Origin of the sequence: Caulobacter sp. UNC279MFTsu5.1, from assembly GCF_900114015.1 — a bacterium.
Classification (GTDB): Bacteria; Pseudomonadota; Alphaproteobacteria; order Caulobacterales; family Caulobacteraceae; genus Caulobacter.
Genome location: NZ_FORN01000065.1, coordinates 1 through 23895, shown reverse-complemented (window position 1 = coordinate 23895; position 23895 = coordinate 1). Strand labels below are relative to the sequence as shown.

The following is a 23895-nucleotide window of genomic DNA, read 5'->3' as shown; positions in this document are numbered from 1 at the left end:
CCCCAATCTGTCCCCACCCCTTCAAACCGACCTCATACTGCTCTCACCTGAAGGCATGGGGAGGGCGCACGTACGGCGACCGATGCGGCTTTCGGGGGTGGACGAGCGGGAAGCGCTCGCCGGTGGTCTTGAGTGACGCTTCGCGGCGGTCCAGGTCGGGTTCCCTGCAACACGGGACGAAGCCCTGGCGGCGAAGGATCGGCGGACGCGGCAGGCCTGGACTGAAATCGCCCAGGCGGTCCGGAAGGGTCGTCAACCTTCCGCCCGTCGGGGGCCTCCATCGGAGCGGGTTAAAAATCCGCGATCCGAAGGCTTCCGGATAACGGCTCCACGCGAAGCGCTCGTCTTCGTCGAAACGGTACACAACATCAAAGCTCTTCCGGGCGAGGCCCGGGCGCTTCGCAACCCTCCCCATCCGCTCAGCGAGAGATCGCGTGAGGGCGAGAGATCGTGTCGGCTGCTACTTGCCCCCACCTGACCGCTTCGCGGTCTGTCGCGGCGAGGGGGCGGAGCCTCAGCCCCAAGGCTCTTCCCCCTTTTGGGGGAAGACGATCGCGAAGCGATCCGTAGGGGGGGAAGTGGGCGAGCCGCCGGCCCCCTCGACCCTACGCCGCCTCGCCCTGCGTATAGCCCAGCTGCTTGTTCAGCTTGTCCAGCAGCTCGATCACCGCCTCGGCGATCACCGTGCCGGGCGGGAAGATCGCCGCGGCGCCGGCGTCGCGCAGGGCCTGGAAGTCCTGGGGCGGGATCACGCCGCCGACCACCATCATGATGTCCGGCCGTCCCTGCCGGGCCAGTTCGGCCTTCAGCTCGGGGGCCAGGGTCAGGTGGCCGGCCGCCAGGGAGCTGGCCCCGACGATGTGGACGTCGTTCTCGACCGCCTGCTTGGCCGCCTCGGCCGGGGTCTGGAACAGCGGGCCGATGTCGACGTCGAAGCCCAGGTCGGCGAAGGCGGTGGCGATCACCTTCTGGCCGCGGTCGTGGCCGTCCTGGCCCATCTTGGCCACCAGGATGCGCGGGCGGCGGCCGTCGGCCTGCTCGAAGGCCTCGACCATGGCCTTGGCCCGGGCGGCGGCGGGATCGGCGCCGGCTTCCTTCATGTAGACCCCCTGGATCGACTGGATGGTGGCGCGGTGGCGGCCGAAGACGTTCTCCATGGCCAGGCTGATCTCGCCGACCGTGGCGTGGGCGCGGGCCGCGTCGACCGCCAGGGCCAGCAGGTTGCCGGTCCCCCGCGCGCCGTCCTCCAGCGCCTTCAGCGCCGCCGCCGTCCGGGCCGGGTCGCGCTCGGCCTTCAACCGGGCCAGCTTCTCCAGCTGCTGGTTGCGCACCGAGGTGTTGTCGACCTTCAGCACCGGAATGTCGTCGGCGACCTCGGGCCGGTAGCGGTTGACGCCGACCACGCTCTGCTTGCCGCTGTCGATGCGGGCCTGGGTCTTGGCGGCCGACTCCTCGATGCGCAGCTTGGGCAGGCCCTGCTCGATGGCCTTGGCCATGCCGCCCAGGGCCTCGACCTCCTCGATATGGGCCAGGGCCCGGACCGCCAGGTCGTGGGTCAGCTTCTCGACATAGTAGCTGCCGCCCCACGGGTCGGCGACGCGGGTCGTACCGCTCTCCATCTGCAGGAACAGCTGGGTGTTGCGGCTGATCCGGGCCGAGAAGTCGGTGGGCAGGGCCAGGGCCTCGTCCAGGCTGTTGGTGTGCAGGCTCTGGGTCTGGCCGTTGACGGCCGCCATGGCCTCGACGCAGGTGCGGGCGACGTTGTTGAACACGTCCTGGGCGGCCAGCGACCAGCCCGAGGTCTGGCTGTGGGTGCGCAGGGACAGCGAGCGGTCGTCCTTGGGATCGAACTCGCGCTTCATCAGCCGGGCCCACAGCAAACGAGCGGCTCGAAGTTTGGCCACCTCCATGAAGTAGTTCATGCCGATCGCCCAGAAGAACGACAGGCGCGGGGCGAAGGTGTCGATGCTCATGCCGGCCGCGACGCCGGCCCGGGCGTACTCGACGCCGTCGGCCAGGGTGTAGGCCAGCTCCAGGTCGGCCGAGGCCCCGGCCTCCTGCATGTGGTAGCCGCTGATCGAGATCGAGTTGAACTTGGGCATCTTCTCCGAGGTGAAGGCGAAGATGTCCGAGATGATCCGCATCGAGGGGCCGGGCGGATAGATGTACGTATTCCGGACCATGAACTCCTTGAGGATGTCGTTCTGGATGGTCCCCGACAGCTTGTCGGGCGACACGCCCTGCTCCTCGGCCGCGACGATGTAGAGCGCCAGGATCGGCAGCACCGCGCCGTTCATGGTCATCGAGACGCTCATCTTGTCGAGCGGGATGCCGGAAAACAGCGTGCGCATGTCCAGGATCGAGTCGATGGCGACGCCCGCCATGCCGACGTCGCCCTTCACTCGCTCGTGGTCGCTGTCATAGCCGCGGTGGGTGGCCAGGTCGAAGGCCACCGACAAGCCCATTTGGCCAGCGGCCAGGTTGCGCCGGTAAAAAGCGTTGCTGTCCTCAGCGGTCGAGAAGCCCGCGTACTGCCGCACCGTCCAGGGATTGGTCACGTACATGGTCGGGTAGGGGCCGCGCACGAACGGCGCGAGGCCGGGATAGCCGCCGGTGAAGTCCAGGCCGGCCGTGTCGTCGGCGGTGAAGGCCGGCGGCACGTCGACGCCTTCGGGCGTGGCCCAGACCTTGCCGTCCTGGGCGGGCGCGGTAGTCCCGGCCTCAAAGGTCACGGCGGTGAAATCGGGGAACTTGCTCATGGCTTAACCCCCATTTGGGCTCCCTCGAAGGCGGCCGCGAAGCGCATGGGCGCCAGGGGCGGGCAGCGGGAATCCGGTCCGGGCAGGCGCGTGCTGGGCGGATCGACGGCGAAGTCGGCGGCCCTGGGCGTGGCGACCTCGACCGGCTTGTCGTCGGCGTTGGGGAAGGCGGTGACGCCCAGAATCTTGCGGCTCTTGTCGGCGAAGGCGGCCTCCTGCGCCGCGCGTGTGGCGGCGACCCTGTCGGCGACCAGACCGCTCTCCAGCGCCTTGACGATCCCGCCGGCCGCCTCGATGGCCTGGAAGCCGCCCCAGGCGGCGCGGGCCAGCTGGTCGGTCAGGCTGTCCAGGTACCAGGACCCGCCGGCCGGGTCGGCGACGCGGCCCAGGTGGCTTTCCTCCATCAGGACCAGCTGGGTGTTGCGGGCCTGGCGGCGGCCGAAGGCGGTGGGCAGGCCGATGGCGTCGGTGAAGGCGCCCAGCACAATGGCGTCCGCCCCGCCGACCGCGCCGGCGAAGCCCGCCGAGGTCAGGCGCAGCAGGTTGGTCCAGGCGTCGGCCCGGGTCAGCATCCGCTGCGACGAGCGGGCCTCGATCATGGCGGGGATCGAGACGCCGCAGGCCTCGGTGATCCGCGCCCACACGGCCCGGGCGGCGCGGACCTTGGCGACTCCGGTGAAATATTCGGCGTCGAGGCTGACGCCCAGAACGATGCGCGAGAACGCCTCCTCCATCGACAGGCCGGCGCGGACCAGGGCCTTGGCGTAGGCCAGGGCGCAGGCGGCCGCCACCGCCAGTTCCTCGGTGTTGGAGCCGCCGGCCTCGTGCGCCGCGCGGCCCGTGGCCAGCATCAGCCTGGCCTTGGCGTAGGTCTGGGACAGCCGGGCCCCGACCGTCGCGGCCGAGATCAGGTGGCTCTCGATCGGACCCGGGCTGGCGCCGGCCTGGGTGAAGGCGGTCAGCGGGTCCATGTGGAAGGCCAGGGGCGCGTTGGGCGCGGCCTTGGCCAGGGCGCCCAGCCAGTCGGCGGCCTTGGGGCCCAGGAAGCCGGCGTCCAGGGCGACGGGGGCCAAGTCCAGCAGCACGCCGTTCAGCGCCTGGGCCAGGTCCTGCAGCGAACCGACGGCGACGCCGGTCTGGCCGGCGGGGTCGAGGGCCAGCAGCGCCGAGGCCGCGCCGCCCTCCAGGTCCTTCATGATCTCGGCGGCGGCTTGGCGGGGATCGGGATGGGCGGCGCGCATGCGCAGGTCCCAGGGGCGGTCGGCGTCGCGGACCCGCAGGTCGCGCGCCACCGTCACGCCGTCCTCGGCCGTGTAGAGCGGCCGGATGGCGACGCCGTCGGGGGTCTGGGTGACCAGGGCGTCGTCGAAGGCCTGGCCCTTCAGGGCCTTCTCGACCAGGGCCATCCATTTCGCGCGATCCGGGGCGCCAAAATCCTCGGCCAGCCGGGTGGGCGGGTGATTCACGACGTTTGTCTCCTGCACCGCAGCATTTTCTTGTTTTGGCCAGCAGATGCGCCTGTGCCCTGGGCTAGGTCAAGCGCTTGCGCATGGTGCGAACGCGCGTTTAAGCTAACGCTGTTTACATGAGCGGCCCGGAGCGGTCGCCCCAAAGGAGACGTCCCTCATGGCCTTGCCGCCGATCCTGCGCGACCGCCTGCGCCTGCCCGTCATCGCGTCTCCGCTGTTCATCATCAGCAATCCCGACCTGGTCATCGCCCAATGCAAGGCCGGGGTGGTCGGATCGTTCCCGGCCCTGAACGCGCGGCCGATCTCGCAGCTGGACGAGTGGCTGGCCCGGATCACCGAGGAACTGGCGGCCCACGACAAGGCCAATCCCGACGCCCCCTCGGCCCCGTTCGCGGTCAACCAGATCGTCCACAAGAGCAACAACCGGCTCGAGGAGGATGTGGCCCTCTGCGTCAAATACAAGGTCCCGGTGGTGATCACCTCGCTGGGCGCGCGCGAGGACCTGAACGGCGCGATCCACGGCTACGGCGGGATCACCCTGCACGACGTGATCAACGACAAGCACGCCCACAAGGCCATCGAGAAGGGCGCCGACGGCCTTATCCCGGTGGCGGCCGGGGCCGGCGGCCACGCCGGAACACTGTCGCCGTTCGCCCTGGTCCAGGAGATCCGCCAGTGGTTCGACGGGCCGGTGGCGCTGTCGGGCTCGATCGCCTCGGGCCGTTCGATCCTGGCCGCCCAGGCCATGGGCGCGGATCTGGCCTATGTCGGCTCGGCCTTCATCGCGACCAAGGAAGCCAACGCCCCCCAGGGCTACAAGGACACCATCGTCGAGGCCCGGGCCAACGACATCGTCTATTCGAACCTGTTCACCGGCGTGCACGGCAACTACCTGCGCCAGTCGATCGTCCGGGCGGGGCTGGATCCCGAGAACCTGCCGGTCAGCGACCCGTCGGCCATGAACTTCGGCTCGGGCGGCAACCAGGAGGCCAAGGCCTGGCGCGATATCTGGGGTTCGGGCCAGGGCGTCGGGGCCATCGACGCGGTGCTGTCGGCCGGCGAACTGATCGCCAAGTTCGCGGAGCAGTACGAGGACGCCAAGGCGGAGCTGGCGGCCAAGACCATGCTGACATCGGGCGCCCGCCTGGCTTTCGCCGCTCAATAGGCGGGGACGGACGGGGGATCCACGGCGGTCGGTCCTCCGGGACTCGCGGCGGGGCGACACTGGAGGCGTTGAAACCCTCCAGGAGCTCCCATGTCCAACGACGCCACGCCCCGCCTGTCGCTGCCCTTCGTGGCGGCCGGCCAGGCCCAGAAGCACATCACCGTCAACGAAGCCCTCGGCAAGCTGGACGGCCTGGTCCAGCTGGCGGTGCAGAGCCGCACGGTCGCCGCCCAGCCGACCTCGCCCGCCGACGGGGCGATGCACATCCTGCCGACCGGGGCGACCGGCGCCTCGTGGTTCGACAAGGCCGCCGGCCTGCTCGCCCGCCACGTCGACGGCGTCTGGGAGACCCTGACCCCGTCGGCCGGCTGGCTGGCCTGGATCATCGACGAGGGCCTGGCCCTGATCCACGACGGCCAGAACTGGACCCCGCTGTCCTCGACCTTCAAGAACCTGACGGCCGCCCGCTCGCCGTTCTTCGCCGCCACCCGCTTCGAGATCCTCGAGCAGGAGGTGACTCTGTCGGGCGCGTCGGTGGCCACCACGGTGGCGATTCCCAGCCGGGCCGTCGTGCTGGGCGTCTCGACCCGCACCAGCGTGGCGATCACCGGAGCCAGCTCCTACAGCTGCGGCGTGGCTGGCGAGGCGGGCAAGTTCGGCTCCTCGCTGGGCGTGGCCAAGAACGCCAGCAATGTCGGGGTGATCGGCCCGACGGCCTATTACGCCGACACGCCGGTAGTGCTCACGGCGGCCGGCGGCAGCTTCACCGGCGGCAAGGTGCGGGTGTCGATCCACGCGATGCGATTCGATCCGCCGGCGGCGGTGTAGCTGGACGGGGACAGGCGCATGCGCCTGTCCCCAACCGCGCCTTGACCCCGCCCATCAACCCCGCTACTCACCCGCCACCTTTGGGGAGTAGCCGCCCGCGCCGATCAGCGGGGCCCGCTGTCAACACACTTGCCTTTCCAGGCATGGCGCGGGCGAAGGAAGCTGTCAGCTTCCGCGGCGAGACCAATGGCGTCGGTTTCCGTTCCGGGCTGGGCGGGGTCTCCGACGCTATTGGCGTGCGCTCGGCCCGGACGGTGTTTGATCCATGGAATCCCTGCTCGTTTCGGTCCTCGTGGTGGCCATCGCCGAGATCGGCGACAAGACCCAGCTCTTGGCCATCATCCTGGCCACCCGCTTCAAGAAGCCCGTGCCGATCATCCTGGGCATACTGGTCGCCACCCTGGCCAACCACGCCCTGGCGGCCCTGGCCGGCTCGCTGGTCTCGGGCCTGTTCGACGGCCCCTGGTTCAAATGGGCCATCGCCGTCTCGTTCGTCGCCATGGCCGCCTGGGCCCTGATCCCCGACAAGGCCGATGACGACATGCCCGGCGGCGCGAGCCGCTACGGCGTGTTCCTGAGCACCGCCATCGCCTTCTTCCTGGTCGAGATGGGCGATAAGACCCAGATCGCCACGGTGGCCCTGGGGGCGCGCTTCCACGACGTGCTCTGGGTCGCGGCCGGCACCACCCTGGGCATGATGGCCGCCAACATTCCCGCCGTGTACCTGGGCGAAGCGGCGACCAAGGTCGTGCCGTTGAAATATGTCCGCCTGGGCGCGGCGCTGATCTTCCTGGGTTTGGGGATCTGGGCGGGGGGCGAGGCTTTCCGCGCCTGACGCCCTTGATGCCGGGGGCCGGCGACGCCAAAAGAGTTCCCGGCAAGAGGGGACATTGATGACCGACCGCGGTTGGGAGTTCTGGATCGACCGCGGCGGCACCTTCACCGACATCGTCGCGCGGCGGCCGGACGGGACCCTGCTGACCCACAAGCTGCTGTCGGAAAATCCCGAGCAGTACGACGATGCGGCCGTGGCCGGCGTGCGGGGCTTGCTCGGCGACGAAGGCGCCATCGACGCGGTCAAGATGGGCACCACCGTGGCCACCAACGCCCTGCTCGAGCGGGCGGGCGAGCCCACCGTGCTGGCGATCACCCGGGGCCACGCCGACGCCCTGCGCATCGGCTACCAGGCTCGGCCCAGGCTGTTCGACCGCCACATCGTCAAGCCCGAGGCGCTCTACGCCCACGTGGTCGAGATCGACGAGCGGATCGGCGTCGAGGGCGCGGTGCTACGCCCGCTCGACGAGGCGGCGGCCCGCGCCGGCCTGCAAGCCGCCTTCGACGCCGGCTTCCGGGCCGTGGCCGTCGTGCTGCTGCACGGCTTCCGCTTCACCGACCACGAGGCGCGGGTCGCGGCGATCGCCCGCGAGATCGGCTTCACCCAGGTCTCGGTCAGCCACGAGGTCAGCCCGCTGATGAAGCTGGTCGGGCGAGGCGACACCACGGTGGTCGACGCCTACCTGTCGCCGATCCTGCGCCGCTATGTCGACAAGGTGGCGAGCGCGTTGGGTCGTGAGACGCGCCTTCTGTTCATGCAGTCGAACGGCGGCCTGACCGACGCTCACGCCTTCCGGGGCAAGGACGCCATCCTGTCCGGCCCGGCCGGGGGCGTGGTCGGCATGGCCAGGACAGCGGCCCAGGCGGGGTTCGCGCGGGTGATCGGCTTCGACATGGGCGGCACCTCGACCGACGTCTGCCACTTCGCAGGCGAGTATGAGCGGGCCTATGAGACGGTCGTGGCCGGCGTGCGGATGCGCGCCCCGATGATGAACATCCACACCGTGGCGGCCGGCGGCGGGTCGATCTGCAGCTTCGATGGGGCGCGGTTCCGGGTGGGACCGGCCTCGGCCGGGGCCAATCCCGGTCCGGCCTGCTACCGGCGCGGCGGGCCGCTGACGGTGACCGACTGCAACGTCATGCTGGGCAAGCTGTCGCCGGACTTCTTCCCCGCGGTGTTCGGCCCGAACGCCGATCAGCCGCTGGATCGCGACGTGGTGGTGGCCAGGTTCGAGGCCCTGGCCGCCGAGATCCTCGCCGCCACCGGCAAGGTCATGACGCCGGAGGAGGTCGCCGAGGGCTTCGTGACCATCGCCGTCGAGAACATGGCCAAGGCCGTTCGGCAGATCTCGATCCAGCGCGGCTACGACGTCACCCGCTACGTCCTGGCCTGTTTCGGTGGCGCGGGCGGCCAACACGCCTGCCTGGTGGCCGACGCCCTGGGCATGACCGAGGTGATGATTCACCCGTTCGCAGGGGTGCTCAGCGCCTACGGCATGGGCTTGGCCGACCTGCGGACCCTGCGCGAGGCGACGGTGGAGCGGCCGCTGGCGCAGGCTGCCGACGACCTCGCCCTCCAGGCCGCCGCCTTGGCGGGCGAGGCGGAGGCCGCGCTGCGAGCCCAGGACGCGCCGCTGCTCCGTGTCGAGACGATCGCCAGCCTGCTGGTCAAGTACGCCGGGACCGACACCCCGCTGCGCGTGCCGCTGGGCGACGCGGCGGCGGTGCGCGAGGCGTTCGAGGCCCTGCACCAGCGGCGGTTCGGCTTCGTCTCGCCGGGCACGGCGCTGGTGGTCGAGGCCCTGGCCGTGGAAGCCATCGGCCACGCCGACGCCGGCGAGGCGCCGGATCTGGGGTCTGGCGCGGAGTCGAAACCCGAGCCCCTGGCCGTCCTGACCGTCCGCATGGCCGGCGCCGAGCGCGCCGCGCCGGTCTTCGACCGCGCCGCCCTGCCGATCGGCGGCGAGGTGGCCGGCCCGGCCATCGTCCGCGAGGACACCGGCACCACGGTGATCGAGCCCGGCTGGCGGGCCACGGTCGACCGCCATCTGAACCTGATCCTCGACCGGGTCGCCGCGTTGCCCAAACGCCAGGCGGCCGGCACGGCGGCCGATCCGGTGATGCTGGAGGTGTTCAACAACCTGTTCATGGCCGTGGCCGAGGAGATGGGCTTCGCCCTGCAGAACACCGCCTATTCGGTCAACATCAAGGAGCGGCTGGACTTCTCCTGCGCGCTGTTCGACCGCGACGGGAACCTGATCGCCAACGCCCCGCACATGCCCGTGCACCTGGGCTCGATGGGCGACAGCGTGCGGGCGATCCGCGACGGTCGGCTGCACGACGGCCGGGGGCTCCTGCCCGGCGACGTCTACATGCTCAACGCCCCCTACAACGGCGGCACCCACCTGCCGGACGTGACCGTGGTCATGCCGGTGTTCGACGCGGCCGGGGTTCTGACCTTCTACGTCGCCGCGCGCGGCCACCAGGGCGACATCGGCGGGATCACCCCGGGCTCGATGCCGCCGAACAGCCGCACGGTCGAAGAGGAGGGGGTGCTGATCGAGAACTTCCTGCTGGTCGAGGGCGGGCGGTTCCGCGAGGCGCAGGTCCGGGCCCTGCTGGCTTCGGGTAAGTGGCCAGCCCGCAATCCCGACCAGAACATCGGCGACCTCAAGGCCCAGGTCGCCGCCTGCGCGCGCGGGGCCGAGAGCCTGACCGGCCTGGTGGCTGAGTTCGGCCAGGCCGTGGTCGAGGCCTATATGGCTCACGTGCAGGACAACGCCGAGGAGGCCGTGCGGCGGGTGCTGGCGACCTTGTCGGACGGGGCGTTCGCCTACGAATTGGACGACGGCAGCGTGGTGAAGGTGGCGATTACCGTCGACCGCGCGGCCCGCACCGCCCGTGTCGACTTCACCGGCACCAGCGACCAGGTTCCGACCAATTTCAACGCCCCGGCCTCGATCTGCCGGGCGGCGGCGCTCTATGTGTTCCGCACCCTGGTCGACGATGAGATCCCGATGAACGACGGCTGCCTGCGGCCGGTCGAGCTGGTGATTCCCGAAGGCTCGATGCTGCGGCCGCGCTATCCGGCCGCCGTGGTGGCCGGCAATGTCGAGACCAGCCAGGTCGTGGTTGACAGCCTCTATGGCGCGCTGGGCGTGATGGCCGCGGCCCAGGGCACGATGAACAACTTCACCTTCGGCGACGACCGGCGACAGTACTACGAGACCATCTGCGGCGGGGCCGGGGCGGGCCCCGATTTCGACGGCGCCGACGCGGTCCAGACCCACATGACCAACAGCCGCCTGACCGATCCGGAGGTGTTGGAGAGCCGCTATCCGGTGCTGGTCGAGGCGTTTTCGATCCGCCGGGGCTCAGGCGGCGCGGGGGCGCATCGCGGCGGCGACGGCGTGGTGCGGCGGATCGGCTTCCGCGAGCCGATGACGGCGACGTTGCTGTCCAACCGGCGACGGGTGGCGCCGTTCGGGCTTTACGGGGGGCAGGTTGGGATGCTGGGCGCGGCGCGGGTCGAGCGGGCGGACGGCCAGGTGCAGGCGCTGGGGGCGACGGACGCCGTGGAGGTCGCGGCGGGGGATTCGATCGTGATCGAGACGCCGGGCGGCGGGGGTTATGGCGCGGCCTAGTCTAGATCCTCCTCTTGTGGGGGGGGGCGGCCGAAGGCCGGTGGGGGGGAGTTGTTGGATCGTCGATCCTAGGCGCGTCCATCTGCCGAACGCTCCCCCCACCGTCGGCTTCGCCGACACCTCCCCACAGGGGAAGGACCGGGAGATAACCGGTTCTTAGCCCAGCACAACCTTCCCATCGACCCGCCGCGCGATGCCCAGCGGGTTGGCGTCCTGCAGCTCCGCCGGCAGCAGGGCGGCCGGCAGGTTCTGGTAGCTGACCGGACGCAGGAAGCGGAAGATCGCCAGCGAGCCGACCGAGGTCGAGCGGCTGTCCGAGGTCGACGGGAACGGGCCGCCGTGGACCATGGCGTGGCCCACTTCGACGCCGGTGCCGAAGCCGTTGACCAGCACCCGACCGGCCTTCAGCTCCAGGGTCGGCAGGAGGGCGCGGGCCAGGTCGGTGTCGGCCTCGTCCATGTGCACGGCGATGGTCAGCTGGCCTTCCAGGGCGGCCAGCACCTGGGTCAGCTGGGCCAGGTCCTTGGCGCGGACCACCAGAGAGGCGGCGCCGAACACCTCGTCCTGCAGGTGCGGCGTGGCCAGGAAAGTGTCGGCGGTCACCGAAAACAGGGCCGCGCGGCCGTGGCCGTGGCCGCCGTCCTGGCCATGGGCGACCTTGGTGACGCCGTCTGTGGTCTCCAGGGCGTGGACGCCGCCGCTATAGGCCTTGCAGATGCCAGGGGTCAGCATCAGGGCGGCGGGGGCCTTGGCGACGACCTCGGCGGTGGTCGCCAGGAAGGCGTCCAGCTCGGGACCGTCGATGCCCAGGATCAGGCCGGGATTGGTGCAGAACTGGCCCGCGCCCTGCGTCAAGGCGGCGACGAAGTCGGGAGCGATGGCCGGGCCGCGCGCCTTCAGGGCGGCGGGCAGCAGCAGGACCGGGTTGATGCTGCTCATCTCGGCATAGAACGGGATCGGCTCGGGACGGCCCTGGGCGATGGCCGTCAGGGCCAGGCCGGCGCGGCGCGAGCCGGTGAAGCCGGCGGCCTTGATGCGGGCGTCGGCGACCAGGCCTTGCGAGATCTCGATGCCCGCATCGTGCAGCAGGGCGAAGACGCCCGACGGCAGGCCGCAGGCCTTGACCGCGTCCTGGACGGCGCGGCCGACCAGTTCCGACGTGCCGGGATGGGCCGGGTGGGCCTTGACCACCACGGGACAGCCGGCCGCCAGGGCCGAGGCGGTGTCGCCGCCGGCCACCGAGAAGGCCAGCGGGAAATTCGACGCGCCGAACACGGCCACGGGACCCAGCGGCACGTTGCGCAGACGCAGGTCGACGCGGGGCAGGGGCTTGCGGTCCGGCTGGGCCGGGTCGATGCGGGCTTCCAGCCAGCCGCCGTCGCGCAGCACGCCGGCGAACATCTTCAGCTGGCCCATGGTGCGGCCGCGCTCGCCTTCGAGGCGGGCGCGGGGCAGGCCGGTCTCGGCCATGGCGCGGACGATCAGGGCGTCGCCGATCGCCTCGATCCTGGCGGCCACGGTTTCCAGGAACACGGCGCGCTGCTCGGGCGAGGTGGCGCGGTAGGGGCCAAAGGCGGCCGCCGCCAGGGCGCAGGCCTCGTCGAGGTCAGCCTTGGTCGCGCCGCCGAAGGTCACGTCCAGCGCATCGCCGGTGCCGGGATCGAGCGCGTGGATCGCGCCGCCGGTCCCGCGGCGGGCGCCGCCGTCGATCAGAAGTTCACCGGTGATGGTCATGGCGCGGTCCCTCGTGTCGTGTTCGTTCGTTGCGTGGTCATAAATGATACCGCTCCCATGAACGTCAAGCGGTGCGGGCCCGCTTGACAAATCCATAACTCGTCAGTTATGAGTAATTCATAGCCAACGGGTTATAAGTTTCCATGACCGACGCTCACGACTTGCTTTTCAGGACGCTCGCCGATCCCACCCGACGTGGGATCTTCGAGCGGCTGTGCCGGGACGGCGAGCAGACGGTCGGGGCCCTGACGGCTCTGGCGGGGGTTTCGCAGCCGGCGGTCTCCAAGCACCTGGGGGTGCTGAAGCAGGCCGGCCTGGTCAGCGACCGCCATGAGGGCCGACAGACGCACTACAGCGCCCAGGTCAACGCCCTGGCCCCGTTGGTCGACTGGACAAGCCGCATGGCCGGGTTCTGGGAGACCCGGTTCGACAATCTCGAAGACCTGCTCAACAGGATGGACCAATGACCAGCATCACGACGCAAACGCGTTCCGTCGTCGTCGAACGCGACATCGCGCATCCCCCCGAAAAGCTCTGGCGCGCCCTGACCCAGCCGCACCTGATGGAGGAGTGGCTGATGAAGAACGACTTCAAGCCCCAGGTGGGCCACGGCTTCCAGTTGCGCGGCGAGTGGGGCGGGGTTCTGGACTGCGAGGTCCTGGCCGTAGAGCCGAACAAGACCCTGTCCTACACCTGGAACCACGAGCACCCGGACCCGGCCTACGCGCTGCGGAGCGTGGTGACCTTCACCCTGACCCCGACGGCCACGGGCACGCACCTGCGCGTCGAGCAGGCCGGTTTCCATCCCGACCAGAAGCAGGCCTACGGCGGCGCCCACGCCGGCTGGAAGGCGTTCCTTGGCAACCTGGACCAGCTGCTGGACCGGCTGGACTAGCCGCACCGCCCGGCCCGACTTCAAAGGAGAGTTCCCGTGAACTTCAACGCCCTCATCCGCCAGACCCATCGCTGGCTGTCGATCCTCTTCACCGCCGGCGTCGTCGGCTACATGATCGTGATGACGCGGGGCCAGCCGCCGGCGTGGGTCGGGATGTTCGCCCTGGTCCCGCTGATCTTGCTCCTGGTCAGCGGCCTGTACATGTTCGTGCTGCCCCATGTCCTCAGGGGGCGGAGCGGACGAGGCGCGGGAGGATAGGAGAACCGCCATGGCCGAGCAGGCGTCCGAGCCGGAGCTGCTGTCGGGCGGCAATCCGCAGATCGCCAAGGGCCATGGCGACGCCCCGGTCCAGGCTTATATCGCGGCCATGCCCGGCTGGAAGAGCGCGGTCGGGCGCAGGCTCGACACGCTGATCGAGGCCGCCGTTCCCGGCGTGCGCAAGGCGGTCAAGTGGAACTCGCCGTTCTATGGCGTCGAGGAGAAGACCTGGTTCCTCGCCGTCCATTGCTACGCGAAGTACGTCAAGGTGGCCTTCTTCCGCGGCGCGGCGCTCGATCCCTTGCCGCCGGTCGGCTCCAAGCAGAAGGATGCGCGCTATGTCCACATCCACGAGGACGAGGCGATCGACGAGGCCCGGTTCACGGACTGGGTGAAGCAGGCCAGCCAATTGCCCGGCGAACGCATGTGAGCCGCCAGTACGAGGCGCCAAAACCATGAAGAAGAAGATGGGCGGAACGCCGGAAGGGCCGCCTTCCGAGCTGATCGACAAGGCGATCGCGGCGCTGGACGACTGGCGCGGCCAGACGCTGGCCAGGATCCGCAAGCTGATCCACGAGGCCGACCCGGAGGTGGTCGAGGAGTGGAAGTGGGGCATCCCGGTGTGGTCGCACGACGGCATCCTGTGCACAGGTGAGACCTACAAGGCCGCCGTCAAGACGACCTTCCCCAAGGGCGCGTCGCTGGAGGATCCCTTGGGCCTGTTCAACTCCAGCCTGGAGGGCGCCACACGGCGGGCCATCGATTTCCGCCAGGGCGAGGCGATCAACGAGGCGGCGTTCAAGGCGCTGATCCACGCTACGGTGGCGCTGAACGCCTCGACGCGAAAGGCGTCGAAGACGCGCGCCTGAAGAGAGCGTTCGGGCCCACCGATCGCGCGGCGGGCCCGAGCCGCCTCCGTCAGGCCAGGGTGGTGGTGACGTCGATATTGCCGTGGACCGCCTTGGAATAGGGGCAGATCCCGTGCGCGGCTTCGATCAGCCGTTGCGCCACCTCGCGGTCGACGCCCGGCAGGCTGACGTCGAGACGGGCGCGCAGGAAGAAGGCGCCGGCCTCGTTGACCAGGTCGATCTCGGCGTCGACCGAGGGCTCCACCGGAAGCGTCACCTTTTGCTGGCCGGCGGCCAGCTGTATCGCGCCGATGTAGCAGGCCGACCAGGCGGCCCCGAACAGGTTCTCGGCGGCCGGGTGGGGCTGGGCCAGCTTGACGTCCAGGAAGCCGTCGGCGCTGCGCGCCGCGCCATCGCGACCGGCCGTGATGTGGGTCTTGCCGGTGAAGAGGACCTTGGCGGTCATGGGGAAATTCCTTCGGTGTGATGTTGATCGTGTACGCTTCAATCGGATGCGATGTAATTAGTCGCGCCCATTCCCGGTGTCAACGTGTCCGATTAAATCGGATACGATTTATTTCGTGTGGCGACTCGGACGCGATTCCAGCGCCGCGCGGTTCAAGCCTGAAACCGCACGCCTAGGATCCGTCCCGCGTCTCTTCCGAAGGTCGCAGCCTTAGCCGCATGAACACCGTGCCGTCCGGCGTCGGCGCGTAATAGGGGCCGGTGCGTTCGAAGCCGAGGGCCTCGTAGAGCCGCATGGCGGTGGTCATGCTGGGCAGGGTGTCCAGCCGCAGTTCGTCATAGCCGAGGGCCCGCGCCGCCTGGATCACCGCCTCGGTCATGGCCTTGCCCAGGCCCAGGCCCCGCGCGGCCGGCAGGAGATAGAGGCGCTTCATCTCGCAGCAGCCGTCGGGCGGGATCGGGCGCAGGGCCGCGCAGCCCAGCGGCTGGCCGGCGGCGTCGCGCGCCAGCAGCAGTTCGCCCCCGGGCGGCGCGTACTTGCCGGGCAGGCCGGCCAGTTCATGGCTGAAGTCCTGGTAACCCAGGTCGACGTCCAGGGTGGCGACATAGTCCTGGAACAGCGCGGCCACCGCCGCCAGGTCGCCGGCGGTTCGGACGGGGCGGATGGAGAAGTCTGTCGCCATGCGCTGATGGAAGCAGACTTCTCCGCCGCCCGGCAAGGCCGGGCTACTTCTTGTCGGTCGTCAGCTTGAACACCATGACGTTGCTGTACTTCTGGCCCGGATCCAGCCGCACCGGCGCGAAGGCCGGCTTGTTGGGGGCGTCGGGGAAGTGTTGCGGCTCCAGGGCGATGCCGTCGCCCTGGCGATAGATCTTGCCGCTCTTGCTCACCGTAGTGCCGTCGATGAAGTTGCCAGTGTAGAGCTGGATGCCGGGCTGGTCGCTGAGGATCTCCAGCACCCGGCCGCTCTTGGGGTCGGCCAGGCGCGCGGCCAGGCGTGGAGCGCCGCCGGCCTTGCCGGTCAGCACCATGTTGTGGTCGTAGCCGCGGCCGATGACGATCTGCGGGTCGCGGGCGTCGCGGAGGCGCTCGGCCACCACATGGGGCTTGCGGAAGTCGAACGGCGTGCCGGCCACCGGCGTGATCGCGCCGGTCGGGATCAGCTCGGCGTCGACCGGCGTATAGCCGTCCGAGGCCAGGGTCAGGACATTGCCCATCGCCCCGTCGGCCGAACCTTCGCCGGCGAGGTTGAACAGGGCGTGGTTGGTCAGGTTGACGATGGTCGGCTTGTCGGTGGTGGCGCCATAGGTGATCGTCAGCTGGTTGGCTTCGTCCAGGGCGTAGGTGGCCGTCGCGGTCAGGGTTCCGGGATAGCCCTCCTCGCCGTCTGGGCTGACATAGGTGAAGGTGACCGAGGCGACCGGGCCGCGCTTGACGTCGCTCACCTTCCAGACCTGCTTGTCGAAGCCCTTGACCCCGCCGTGCAGGGCGGCGACGCCGTTGTTGTTCAGCGCCAGCTGGTAGGTCTTGCCGTCCAGGGTGAACTTGCCCTTGCCGATGCGGTTGGCGAACCGGCCGACCGAGGATCCGAAATAGCTGGCGTTCTTGGCGTAGGTTTCGGCGTCCTTGAAGCCCAGGGCGATGTCGGCCTTGGTCCCGTCGCGGCCGGGCGCGATCAGCGACTGCAGGGTGGCGCCGTAGGTGATCACCGTGGCGCTGACGCCCTTGCCGTTGGTCAGGGTGATGGCCTCGACCGCGACGCCGTCGGGCGTCTTGCCGAACGGGGCGCGGGCGTAGTCGGCCGCGAAGGCTCCCGCCGGAAGCGCGATGGCGGTGGCGGCCAGGAGGACGCCGGTCAGTTTGCGGCCTGAAATCTTCATGGGGTTCCTCGTTCCAATGGGTCGGGAGCGGCTCTGATGGCGCTTGGCAGTCATATAGTCCGACAAATACGGCCGGTGCAATCGAAGCTGGACGGAAAGCAGGGGCGCCCTTCAGGGGCGCGGTCGGAACGCCGCGATCAGGGCCGGCCAAGGGGCCAGGACGAGGACTCTCGGGCGTCGGACAGGCGGGGACAGGCGCATGCGCCTGTCCCCATTTTCGGACGAGGTCTACAGCACCCCGTCAATGGCCCGCCGCACGCCCAGCGGGTTGTCGGCCTTCAGCGCGGCCGGCAGCAGGGTGTCGGGGATGTCCTGGTAGCAGACAGGGCGCAGGAAGCGCTCGATGGCGCGGGTGCCGACCGAGGTGCCGCGCGGGTCGGACGTCGCCGGGAACGGGCCGCCGTGGACCATGGCGTTGGAGACCTCCACGCCGGTCGGCCAGCCGTTGGCCAGGATGCGGCCGGCCTTGCGCTCCAGGATCGGCAGCAGGGGCCGGGCGGCCTCGGCGTCGGCCGGATCCATCTGCAGGGTGGCGGTCAGCTGGCCCTCCAGCCCTTCCAGCACCTCGGCCAGCTGGCCGGCGTCCTTGACCCGCACGATCAGCGACGACGAGCCGAACACCTCGTGGCTCAGCACCGCGTCGCGCTGGAAGGTCTCGGCATCGACGCTGAACAGCGCGCCGACCGCCTGGTTGACGCCGTCGCCGACGCAGCCGCGGGCCAGCAGCTTGACGCCGTCGCGGTCGAGCAGCTGGTTCACGCCCTGCTCATAGGCGCCGAAGATGCCCGGGGTCAGCATGACCTGCGGCTGGGCGGCGGTCAGGGCGGCGGTCGCGGCGGCCTCGAAGCGGTCGAGGTCGGGACCGTCCAGAGCGAAGACCAGGCCGGGATTGGTGCAGAACTGGCCCGCGCCCATGGTCAGTGAGCCGATGAAGGCGGTTCCCAGGGCCTCGGCCCGGGCGGCCAGGGCGGCGGGCATCAGCACCACGGGGTTGATGCTGCTCATCTCGGCGAAGACCGGAATCGGCTCGCGACGTTCGGCGGCGATCCGCATGAAGGCCACGCCGCCGGCCCGCGAGCCGGTGAAGCCCACGGCCTTGATGCGCGGATCGGCGACCAGGCCGGCGCCCAGGGTGCGCTGCTGGCCGATCAGCAGGGCGAAGACCCCGGCCGGTAGGCCGGCGGCCTTGACCGCCTTGTCGATCGCGCCGCCGATCATCGCGCCGGTGTTGGGGTGAGCCGAGTGGCCTTTGACGATCACCGGGCAGCCGGCCGCCAGGGCCGAGGCGGTGTCGCCGCCGCCCGTCGAGAAGGCCAGGGGGAAGTTGCTGGCGCCGAACACCACGACCGGACCCAGCGGGATGAAGCGCTGGCGCAGATCGGCGCGGGGCAGGGGCGTGCGCTCGGGCATGGCCGGGTCGATTCGCGCGCCGATCCAGTCGCCGCGCCGCACGACCTGGGCGAACAGCCGCAGTTGGCCGGTGGTGCGGCCGCGCTCGCCGGTGATGCGGGCCTGGGGCAGGCCGGTCTCGGCCATGGCGGTCTGGATCAGCTCGTCGCCCAGCGCCTCGATCTCGGCGGCGATCGCCTCGAGGAAGGCCGCGCGGGTCTCGAGGTCGGTCTCGCGATAGGTGTCGAACGCGGCGGCCGCGGCGGCGCAGGCCGCCTCGATCTGGGCGGCGCTGGGCTCCGGGAAGCTGGGACCGAAGTGTTCGTTGGTGGCGGGGTTGAGGGCCCGCAAGGCAGCTTTGACGGCGGCTTCGGCCATGGTGATCTTTCTCTACTCGATGAAGGCTGGGGCGACGACTCGCCGGCCCAGCAGGAAGGCGTCGGCGACGTGACGCAGCGGGCTGACGTCGACGTCGCTGGCGGAGCCGGCCACCAGACCCGCGAAGGCGTCGTAGAGACCGGCGTATTCGGCGTCCGGCCCCTCATGGAGCAGATCGCCGTCGATGAACAGCTTGGCGCCGCCGTGCGACAGCTTCAACACGCCGGCGTCGGTTTCAACGGCGATGTCCCAGCTTTGCGGGCCCGTCTGCAGGAAGTCGAACTCGGCACGAACCGGCGCGCCGGCCGCGTCGACGAAGTCCAGCTCGGCCTGGATCGGCGACTGGCAGTTCTCGGGCACGTGCAGCACGGCGCCGGTCAGGAAGAACGGCCGGGGCAGGATGGCGGTGGCGATCGACAGGGCGTTGATGCCGGGATCGAACACGCCCAGGCCGCCGGCCTCCCAGATCCAGGTCTGGCCCGGATGCCAGACGCGGACGTCCTCGCGCCAGTCGATGCGCACGGCCTTGATGGTCTTGTCGGCCAGCCAGGCGCGGGCCGGCGCCACGCCCTGGGCGTAGCGCGAGTGCCAGGTGGTCTGCAGGGTCAAGCCGCGGGCGGCGGCGGTCAGGCGCAGGTCCTCGACCTCGCTCAGCGTCGCCCCGGGCGGCTTTTCCAGCATCACGTGCTTGCCGGCCGCCAGGGCCAGGTGGGCCAGGGCGTGGCGCGGCTGGGGCGGGGTGCACAGCGACACAGCGTCGACCGCCACGTCGCTGGCCAGTAGGTCGGCCAGGGTCGTGAAGTGGGCCACGCCGTCGAGATCGGCGTTGCGGCTGACTACGGCGACCAGCTCGAAGCGGTCGTCGGCGGCGATGGCGGGCAGGTGCTGGTCGCGGGCGATCTTGCCCAGGCCGACCAGGGCGAGGCGGATCTTGCTCACAGGCTGCGCACCGTCACGGGCTTGTCCTCGGCTTGCGCCAGGGGATTGCTGACCGAATAGAGGAACGGCGCGGCGCCGATCTCGAACACGTCGCCGACCTTCGTCTGGAAGCCCTCCGAGAACGACAGGGTGGCCGTGCCGAAGAAGTGCACATGCACGTCGCCCGGCTTGCGGAAGATGTCGTACTTGAAGTGGTGGTGCTCGAGGTTGGCGATCGTGTGGGACATGTTCGCCTCGCCCGACAAGAAGGGCTTTTCCCAGACCACCTGGCCATCGCGCAGGATCTTGCTGGCGCCGCGCACGTCGGCGGGCAGCGGGCCGGTCAGCAGTTCGGGGCCCAGGGCCGCCTGGCGCAGTTTGGAGTGGGCCAGCCACAGATAGTTGCCGCGCTCGATCACATGGTCCGAGAACTCGTTGGCCAGGCAGAAGCCCAGGCGATGGGGCGTTCCGTCCGGGCCGATCAGATAGACGCCGGCGATCTCGGGCTCCTCGCCGCCGTCCTTGGCGAAGGCGGGCGAGGTCAGGGGCGCGCCATGGCCGACGACGTGCGAGCCGTCGCCCTTGTAGAACCACTCCGGCTGGGCCCCGACCTGGCCGTCGGCGGGCTTGCCGCCCTCGACGCCCATCAGGAACATCCGCATGGAATCGGTCAGCTGCTCGCCGGCCTGGGCGGCCTTGTGCATCTTGTCGCGGCCCTCGGCCGAGCCCAGATGGGTCAGGCCGGTGCCTGTCAGCACCAGGTGGGCGGGATCGGGATGGTCGATCGGGGCCAGCACCCGGCCCTCGGCCAGGGCGGCGGCGATGTCGACCTCGGCGCCGAGCGGATGAGCCTGGGCGGCCTCGGCCAGGGTGGCGCCGGCCGTCAAGGCGGCTTGCGCCAGGGCCAGCAGGGTGTCGGCCACCTCGACCTTGCGGGCCAGGCCCGAATCGTTGACCGCCGCGAGAATTCGCGTCCCGCCCCGTTCCTTCAGTTGCACGAACCGCAGCACCATGGCTGTCGCTACCTCCCAGCGGGTTTGGCTATTTAGTCAGACAAATAGCGATCTGCCGGACGGTGTCAAACCCGGATCGACGGGTTCGCGACGGCGGTCTCGCGAGGCTGGACGCTGTGATAGCACGGGAACCGGCGCAAACCCACGCCGCGCCGGGGTTTGGCAATCATCGTACTTTTGAACCTGGATTTTGGCCATGGGATCGGCGGCCGGCCGCGAAATCCCTTGTCGGCGCATGAACTGTCTCGTTAGTGTCGTCCTGCGCCGGATCGGCGGATGGTCGGGAATCCGCCCGTCGACGGGCAGGGAGCGAGGCGCGCGTGCGGAAGAAGAACAAGGCCGGCGACGGAGAGTTCGCGCGGGAGGGGCTGGCCGGCAGCCGGATCCACGGCTCGATCGCCCGCACTCTGGGCGTGGCCATCGTCTCGGGCCAGTACGCGCCGGGCGACATCCTCAACAACGAGATCGATTCCAGCGAGCAGCTTCAGGTCTCGCGCAGCGCCTATCGCGAGGCCATCCGCATCCTGGCCGCCAAGGGCCTGGTCGAGAGCCGGCCCAAGACCGGCACCCGGGTGACCGACCGCCATCGCTGGAGCCTGCTGGACCCCGAAGTCCTGGCCTGGTTCTTTGAATCCGAGCCCAGCGAGGAATTCCTCAAGGGCCTGTACGAACTGCGGATGATCGTCGAGCCGGCCGCCGCCGCCCTGGCCGCCGAGCGCCGCGACGACGGCCAGCTGGAGCGCATGCGCAAGGCGCTGATCCAGATGGAGAGCCAGACCCTGGCCACCGAGGCCGGTCAGGCCGCCGACCGCGACTTCCACGACACCGTGCTGGAGGCTACCGGCAACGCGCCGCTGTTCACTCTCAGCAGCAGCATCGGCGCGGCGGTGCGCTGGACCACGATCTTCAAGCAGCGCAAGCGTGAACTGCCGCGCGACCCGATGCCCGACCACTGGAAGGTGTTCGACGCCATCGCCGCCGCCCGGCCGGATCAGGCGCGGCAGGCGATGGAGAAGCTGGTCGGCCTGGCCCTGGAAGACACCCGGGCGGCGATCGACCCGAAGGACTGAGCCGGAGACCCGCGATGAGTTTCGATTTCCCGCCGTCGCGGCGCGCTGTGATGGCCGGCGCCGGCGCGGCTGTGCTGGGCGGCGTCTCCGCGCCGGTCGAGGCCGGGGCCAAAGGTCCCGCCCCTGTGGCGCGCAACCCGCTGGTGCGACAGCGGGCCGACGCCCAGGTGTTCCGCCACGACGACGGCGACTACTACATGACCGCCTCGGTCCCCGAATATGACCGGCTGGTCCTGCGCCGCGCGCGGACGCTGGCCGGCCTGGCGACCGCGCCGGAGGCGGTGATCTGGCGGCGGCCCGGCCAAGGCAAGCTCGGCGGCTACATCTGGGCGCCGGAGCTGCACCAGATCGACGGGCGCTGGCACATGTATTTCGCGGCCGGCGACGCGGGCGAGCCGTTCCACATCCGCACCTACGTCCTGCGCTGCCGGGACCGCGACGCCCTGACCGGCCGCTGGGAGGTGCTGGGCCAGCTCCAGACGCCGTGGGACACCTTCACCCTGGATTCCACCGTCTTCAGCCATCACGGCGTGCGCTATCTGTGCTGGGCCCAGCAGGAGCCGGGGATCCAGACCAACAGCAACCTCTACCTGGCCCCGCTGGCCACTCCGCTGACCCTGGCCCGGCCGCCGGTGCGCTTGAGCACGCCGACCCTGCCGTGGGAGATCGAGGGCTACAAGGTCAACGAGGCCCCGGCCGTCCTGGCCCGCAACGGCCGCCTGTTCGTCGCCTATTCCGCCAGCGCCACGGACGCGCGCTACTGTCTGGGCCTGCTGACCGCCGACACCAGCGCCGACCTGATGTCGCCCGGCGCCTGGAGCAAGTCCCAGACCCCAGTCTTTGTCTCGTCGGAAGAGACCGGCGTCTACGGACCGGGGCACAATTCGTTCACCGTCGACGAGCAGGGCCGCGACGTGCTGGTCTTCCACGGCCGCGACTACAAGACCATCCAGGGCGACCCGCTGTTCGATCCGAACCGGCACACGCGGGTGCAGCGGCTCTATTATGGTCCAGACGGGACGCCGGACTTTGGCGTACCGGTCGGGGCCGGCGAGATCCCCGACCGGTACACGCCGCTGGACCGGCCGGGCGCCTATCTGCGTCTGGACGGGACGCGGTTGGCGGTCGGCGAGGGCGCCTTGGCGACCACCCAGTTCCGCCAGAAGCCCGGGTCGGCCGAAGCGGTGGTCCTGGAGCCGATCCTGAAACCCGGCCAGGTGTTGCACGCGTCGCCGGGCGGCGAGGTCGTGCTGGGCGGCGCGGCCGACGATCCCGCGCGCAGCGGCTTTCGTCGGGTGCGCGGGCTGGCGGACGGCCGGGGAGTCTCGTTCGTCGCCCTGGCGCCGGGCGGGGGCTATCTGCGCCACCGCGACGGCGCGGTCGTGGTCGGGCCGGTCGAGGACGCCGCCGGCCGGGCCAGCGCGACGTTCCTGGTCAGCTGAGCCAGCCTTTCCCCGGGGGAGAAAGGCGCGCCGTCACCGGTCGGCGCCGCGCCGGTTCACCGCCGGCGCCGCGTCATGGGTCGGCTGGGTCGTGGCCGCCGGATCCGGCCCAGCTGTTCCGGCCCATGGGCGGGGCGGGCGCCGGGCGGCGGAAGCGAGGGAATCAGCGCTTCGCGCAATCCCCGGAAACCAGGGCGCGGCGACTGACGCGGCCAGTAAAGGTCCGGCGCAGGGTGCGGAATTGGCCGGTGACGAGGGAATTTTTCGAGTCCATCGGCGCTTCCTGCTTGATCTTTCGTCCGACAACTGCGGGCGAACGATTTGCTAGTGCGTTCAATCGGAAAACACGGCTTGCCGCGCTTGTCGAGCGGCGCAGCTCTCACGTTGACGCCGCATCGGGAGCGGTATAGTCAGACAAATGAACAGGGGTGAAACGAACGGGATGTCGATCGCTCCGCCCGGGTGGCGGACAATCCTCACGATGTCCCGCCAAGCCTTCCCGCCGTCGCCGACCCAAGGCCCCTTCTCCCATCGAGGGCCGCCTTATCAAGGACTGTCATGAGCTCTGCCGCCGTCCCGCCCCGCGCCCTTCGTTCGCGCGCCTGGTTTGACAATCCCGACAACGCGGACATGACGGCGCTGTATCTGGAGCGCTACCTGAACTTTGGGCTGTCGCTGGAGGAGCTGCAGTCGGGCAAGCCGATCATCGGCATCGCCCAGACCGGCAGCGACCTGTCGCCGTGCAACCGCCACCACCTGGTGCTGGCCGAGCGGATCCGTGAAGGCATCCGCACGGCCGGCGGCATCGCCCTGGAGTTCCCGGTCCACCCGATCCAGGAGACCGGCAAGCGGCCGACCGCGGGCCTGGACCGCAACCTGTCCTACCTGGGCCTGGTGGAGACCCT

At 70.2% G+C, this 23895-nt stretch carries 21 protein-coding genes and 1 riboswitch; of the genes, 12 read left to right on the top strand and 9 right to left on the bottom strand.

Annotated features, from left to right (window positions below; genetic code table 11):
• Positions 1-605 precede the first annotated feature (605 nt).
• Together scpA and BM066_RS23955 are read right to left on the bottom strand one after the other, a co-directional pair.
• Positions 606-2759 (bottom strand): methylmalonyl-CoA mutase, encoded by a 2154-nt coding sequence (scpA, locus tag BM066_RS23960; protein ID WP_089930869.1) that lies wholly within the window; start codon positions 2757-2759, stop codon positions 606-608.
• The gene (locus tag BM066_RS23955; RefSeq protein WP_089930876.1) at positions 2756-4165 is read right to left on the bottom strand and encodes a methylmalonyl-CoA mutase family protein; all 1410 of its coding nucleotides are present in this window, start codon (positions 4163-4165) and stop codon (positions 2756-2758) included. Before BM066_RS23955 ends, scpA begins: the two co-directional genes overlap by 4 nt.
• 220 nt (positions 4166-4385) lie before the next feature.
• Here BM066_RS23955 and BM066_RS23950 point away from each other — a divergent pair, with 220 nt between their 5' ends.
• The 4 genes from BM066_RS23950 to BM066_RS23935 all read left to right on the top strand — a co-directional run bounded on the left by BM066_RS23950 (position 4386) and on the right by BM066_RS23935 (position 10699).
• Entirely contained in the window at positions 4386-5393 is a 1008-nt protein-coding gene (locus BM066_RS23950; RefSeq protein ID WP_089930867.1) for an NAD(P)H-dependent flavin oxidoreductase, read from the top strand.
• A gap of 90 nt (positions 5394-5483) precedes the next feature.
• Complete coding sequence (locus tag BM066_RS23945; RefSeq protein WP_089930864.1) at positions 5484-6221, top strand: DUF2793 domain-containing protein; 738 nt, start codon at positions 5484-5486, stop codon at positions 6219-6221.
• Positions 6222-6291: 70 nt separating this feature from the next.
• A riboswitch (yybP-ykoY riboswitch) is annotated at positions 6292-6425 on the top strand.
• 61 nt (positions 6426-6486) lie between these two features.
• On the top strand, positions 6487-7056 hold the full coding sequence (locus BM066_RS23940) for a TMEM165/GDT1 family protein (RefSeq protein ID WP_089930862.1): 570 nt from the start codon (positions 6487-6489) through the stop codon (positions 7054-7056).
• Positions 7057-7114: 58 nt separating this feature from the next.
• Complete coding sequence (locus BM066_RS23935) at positions 7115-10699, top strand: hydantoinase B/oxoprolinase family protein (protein WP_089930860.1); 3585 nt, start codon at positions 7115-7117, stop codon at positions 10697-10699.
• A gap of 156 nt (positions 10700-10855) precedes the next feature.
• Here the strand turns inward: BM066_RS23935 and BM066_RS23930 are convergent, their stop codons facing one another.
• Positions 10856-12433, bottom strand: coding sequence for an aldehyde dehydrogenase (NADP(+)) (locus BM066_RS23930; RefSeq protein ID WP_089930858.1), 1578 nt, complete (start codon positions 12431-12433; stop codon positions 10856-10858).
• A gap of 143 nt (positions 12434-12576) precedes the next feature.
• On the opposite strand from BM066_RS23930, the gene BM066_RS23925 reads away from it, so the two are divergent.
• The 5 genes from BM066_RS23925 to BM066_RS23905 are packed head-to-tail and all read left to right on the top strand — an operon-like array spanning position 12577 to position 14455.
• Positions 12577-12900 (top strand): ArsR/SmtB family transcription factor, encoded by a 324-nt coding sequence (locus BM066_RS23925; RefSeq protein ID WP_089930855.1) that lies wholly within the window; start codon positions 12577-12579, stop codon positions 12898-12900.
• Positions 12897-13328, top strand: a complete 432-nt coding sequence (locus BM066_RS23920; protein WP_089930853.1) for an SRPBCC family protein — start codon at positions 12897-12899, stop codon at positions 13326-13328. The genes BM066_RS23925 and BM066_RS23920 overlap by 4 nt, the downstream gene beginning before the upstream one ends.
• A gap of 36 nt (positions 13329-13364) precedes the next feature.
• Positions 13365-13586 (top strand): hypothetical protein, encoded by a 222-nt coding sequence (locus BM066_RS23915; RefSeq protein ID WP_089930851.1) that lies wholly within the window; start codon positions 13365-13367, stop codon positions 13584-13586.
• 10 nt (positions 13587-13596) lie between these two features.
• A complete protein-coding gene (locus BM066_RS23910; RefSeq protein WP_218150942.1) occupies positions 13597-14016 on the top strand; it encodes a DUF1801 domain-containing protein in 420 nt (139 codons plus the stop codon).
• 25 nt (positions 14017-14041) lie between these two features.
• Positions 14042-14455: a DUF1801 domain-containing protein gene (locus BM066_RS23905; protein ID WP_089930847.1), complete on the top strand. Its 414-nt coding sequence runs from the start codon at positions 14042-14044 to the stop codon at positions 14453-14455.
• A 49-nt stretch (positions 14456-14504) separates the two neighbouring features.
• Here BM066_RS23905 and BM066_RS23900 read toward each other — a convergent pair whose 3' ends face one another.
• The 6 genes from BM066_RS23900 to araD1 all read right to left on the bottom strand — a co-directional run bounded on the left by BM066_RS23900 (position 14505) and on the right by araD1 (position 20478).
• Positions 14505-14900, bottom strand: a complete 396-nt coding sequence (locus tag BM066_RS23900) for an Ohr family peroxiredoxin (RefSeq protein WP_089930845.1) — start codon at positions 14898-14900, stop codon at positions 14505-14507.
• A 172-nt stretch (positions 14901-15072) separates the two neighbouring features.
• Positions 15073-15582, bottom strand: coding sequence for a GNAT family N-acetyltransferase (locus BM066_RS23895; RefSeq protein WP_089930842.1), 510 nt, complete (start codon positions 15580-15582; stop codon positions 15073-15075).
• A 43-nt stretch (positions 15583-15625) separates the two neighbouring features.
• The gene (locus tag BM066_RS23890; RefSeq protein WP_255367711.1) at positions 15626-16780 is read right to left on the bottom strand and encodes an aldose epimerase family protein; all 1155 of its coding nucleotides are present in this window, start codon (positions 16778-16780) and stop codon (positions 15626-15628) included.
• A gap of 228 nt (positions 16781-17008) precedes the next feature.
• Positions 17009-18547: an aldehyde dehydrogenase (NADP(+)) gene (locus BM066_RS23885; RefSeq protein WP_089930839.1), complete on the bottom strand. Its 1539-nt coding sequence runs from the start codon at positions 18545-18547 to the stop codon at positions 17009-17011.
• A gap of 12 nt (positions 18548-18559) precedes the next feature.
• The gene (locus BM066_RS23880; RefSeq protein WP_089930837.1) at positions 18560-19486 is read right to left on the bottom strand and encodes a Gfo/Idh/MocA family protein; all 927 of its coding nucleotides are present in this window, start codon (positions 19484-19486) and stop codon (positions 18560-18562) included.
• Complete coding sequence (gene araD1 / locus BM066_RS23875) at positions 19483-20478, bottom strand: AraD1 family protein (protein WP_089930835.1); 996 nt, start codon at positions 20476-20478, stop codon at positions 19483-19485. The genes BM066_RS23880 and araD1 overlap by 4 nt, the downstream gene beginning before the upstream one ends.
• 320 nt (positions 20479-20798) lie before the next feature.
• Between araD1 and BM066_RS23870 the strand changes: the two genes are divergently transcribed.
• From BM066_RS23870 to BM066_RS23860, 3 genes are all read left to right on the top strand, one after another.
• Positions 20799-21548 carry a FadR/GntR family transcriptional regulator gene (locus BM066_RS23870; RefSeq protein WP_089930833.1) on the top strand — a complete coding sequence of 250 codons (750 nt, stop codon included), beginning with the start codon at positions 20799-20801 and terminating at the stop codon, positions 21546-21548.
• Between the two features lie 14 nt (positions 21549-21562).
• On the top strand, positions 21563-22990 hold the full coding sequence (locus BM066_RS23865; RefSeq protein WP_218150941.1) for a family 43 glycosylhydrolase: 1428 nt from the start codon (positions 21563-21565) through the stop codon (positions 22988-22990).
• Positions 22991-23548: 558 nt separating this feature from the next.
• The coding region (locus BM066_RS23860) for a dihydroxy-acid dehydratase domain-containing protein (RefSeq protein WP_177218536.1) at positions 23549-23895 on the top strand (347 nt) is incomplete at its 3' end.

Bases quoted from the DNA above. Each gene is read 5' to 3' on its own strand.
- BM066_RS23890 (WP_255367711.1), bottom strand. From the start codon at position 16,780: ATGAAGATTTCAGGCCGCAAACTGACCGGCGTCCTCCTGGCCGCCACC.
- BM066_RS23865 (WP_218150941.1), top strand. From the start codon at position 21,563: ATGAGTTTCGATTTCCCGCCGTCGCGGCGCGCTGTGATGGCCGGCGCC.
- BM066_RS23955 (WP_089930876.1), bottom strand. From the start codon at position 4,165: ATGGCCCTGGTCGAGAAGGCCCTGAAGGGCCAGGCCTTCGACGACGCC.
- BM066_RS23925 (WP_089930855.1), top strand. From the start codon at position 12,577: ATGACCGACGCTCACGACTTGCTTTTCAGGACGCTCGCCGATCCCACC.
- BM066_RS23895 (WP_089930842.1), bottom strand. From the start codon at position 15,582: ATGGCGACAGACTTCTCCATCCGCCCCGTCCGAACCGCCGGCGACCTG.
- BM066_RS23905 (WP_089930847.1), top strand. From the start codon at position 14,042: ATGAAGAAGAAGATGGGCGGAACGCCGGAAGGGCCGCCTTCCGAGCTG.
- araD1 (WP_089930835.1), bottom strand. From the start codon at position 20,478: ATGGTGCTGCGGTTCGTGCAACTGAAGGAACGGGGCGGGACGCGAATT.
- BM066_RS23920 (WP_089930853.1), top strand. From the start codon at position 12,897: ATGACCAGCATCACGACGCAAACGCGTTCCGTCGTCGTCGAACGCGAC.
- BM066_RS23940 (WP_089930862.1), top strand. From the start codon at position 6,487: ATGGAATCCCTGCTCGTTTCGGTCCTCGTGGTGGCCATCGCCGAGATC.
- BM066_RS23900 (WP_089930845.1), bottom strand. From the start codon at position 14,900: ATGACCGCCAAGGTCCTCTTCACCGGCAAGACCCACATCACGGCCGGT.
- BM066_RS23935 (WP_089930860.1), top strand. From the start codon at position 7,115: ATGACCGACCGCGGTTGGGAGTTCTGGATCGACCGCGGCGGCACCTTC.
- BM066_RS23945 (WP_089930864.1), top strand. From the start codon at position 5,484: ATGTCCAACGACGCCACGCCCCGCCTGTCGCTGCCCTTCGTGGCGGCC.
- BM066_RS23910 (WP_218150942.1), top strand. From the start codon at position 13,597: ATGGCCGAGCAGGCGTCCGAGCCGGAGCTGCTGTCGGGCGGCAATCCG.
- BM066_RS23950 (WP_089930867.1), top strand. From the start codon at position 4,386: ATGGCCTTGCCGCCGATCCTGCGCGACCGCCTGCGCCTGCCCGTCATC.
- scpA (WP_089930869.1), bottom strand. From the start codon at position 2,759: ATGAGCAAGTTCCCCGATTTCACCGCCGTGACCTTTGAGGCCGGGACT.
- BM066_RS23885 (WP_089930839.1), bottom strand. From the start codon at position 18,547: ATGGCCGAAGCCGCCGTCAAAGCTGCCTTGCGGGCCCTCAACCCCGCC.
- BM066_RS23930 (WP_089930858.1), bottom strand. From the start codon at position 12,433: ATGACCATCACCGGTGAACTTCTGATCGACGGCGGCGCCCGCCGCGGG.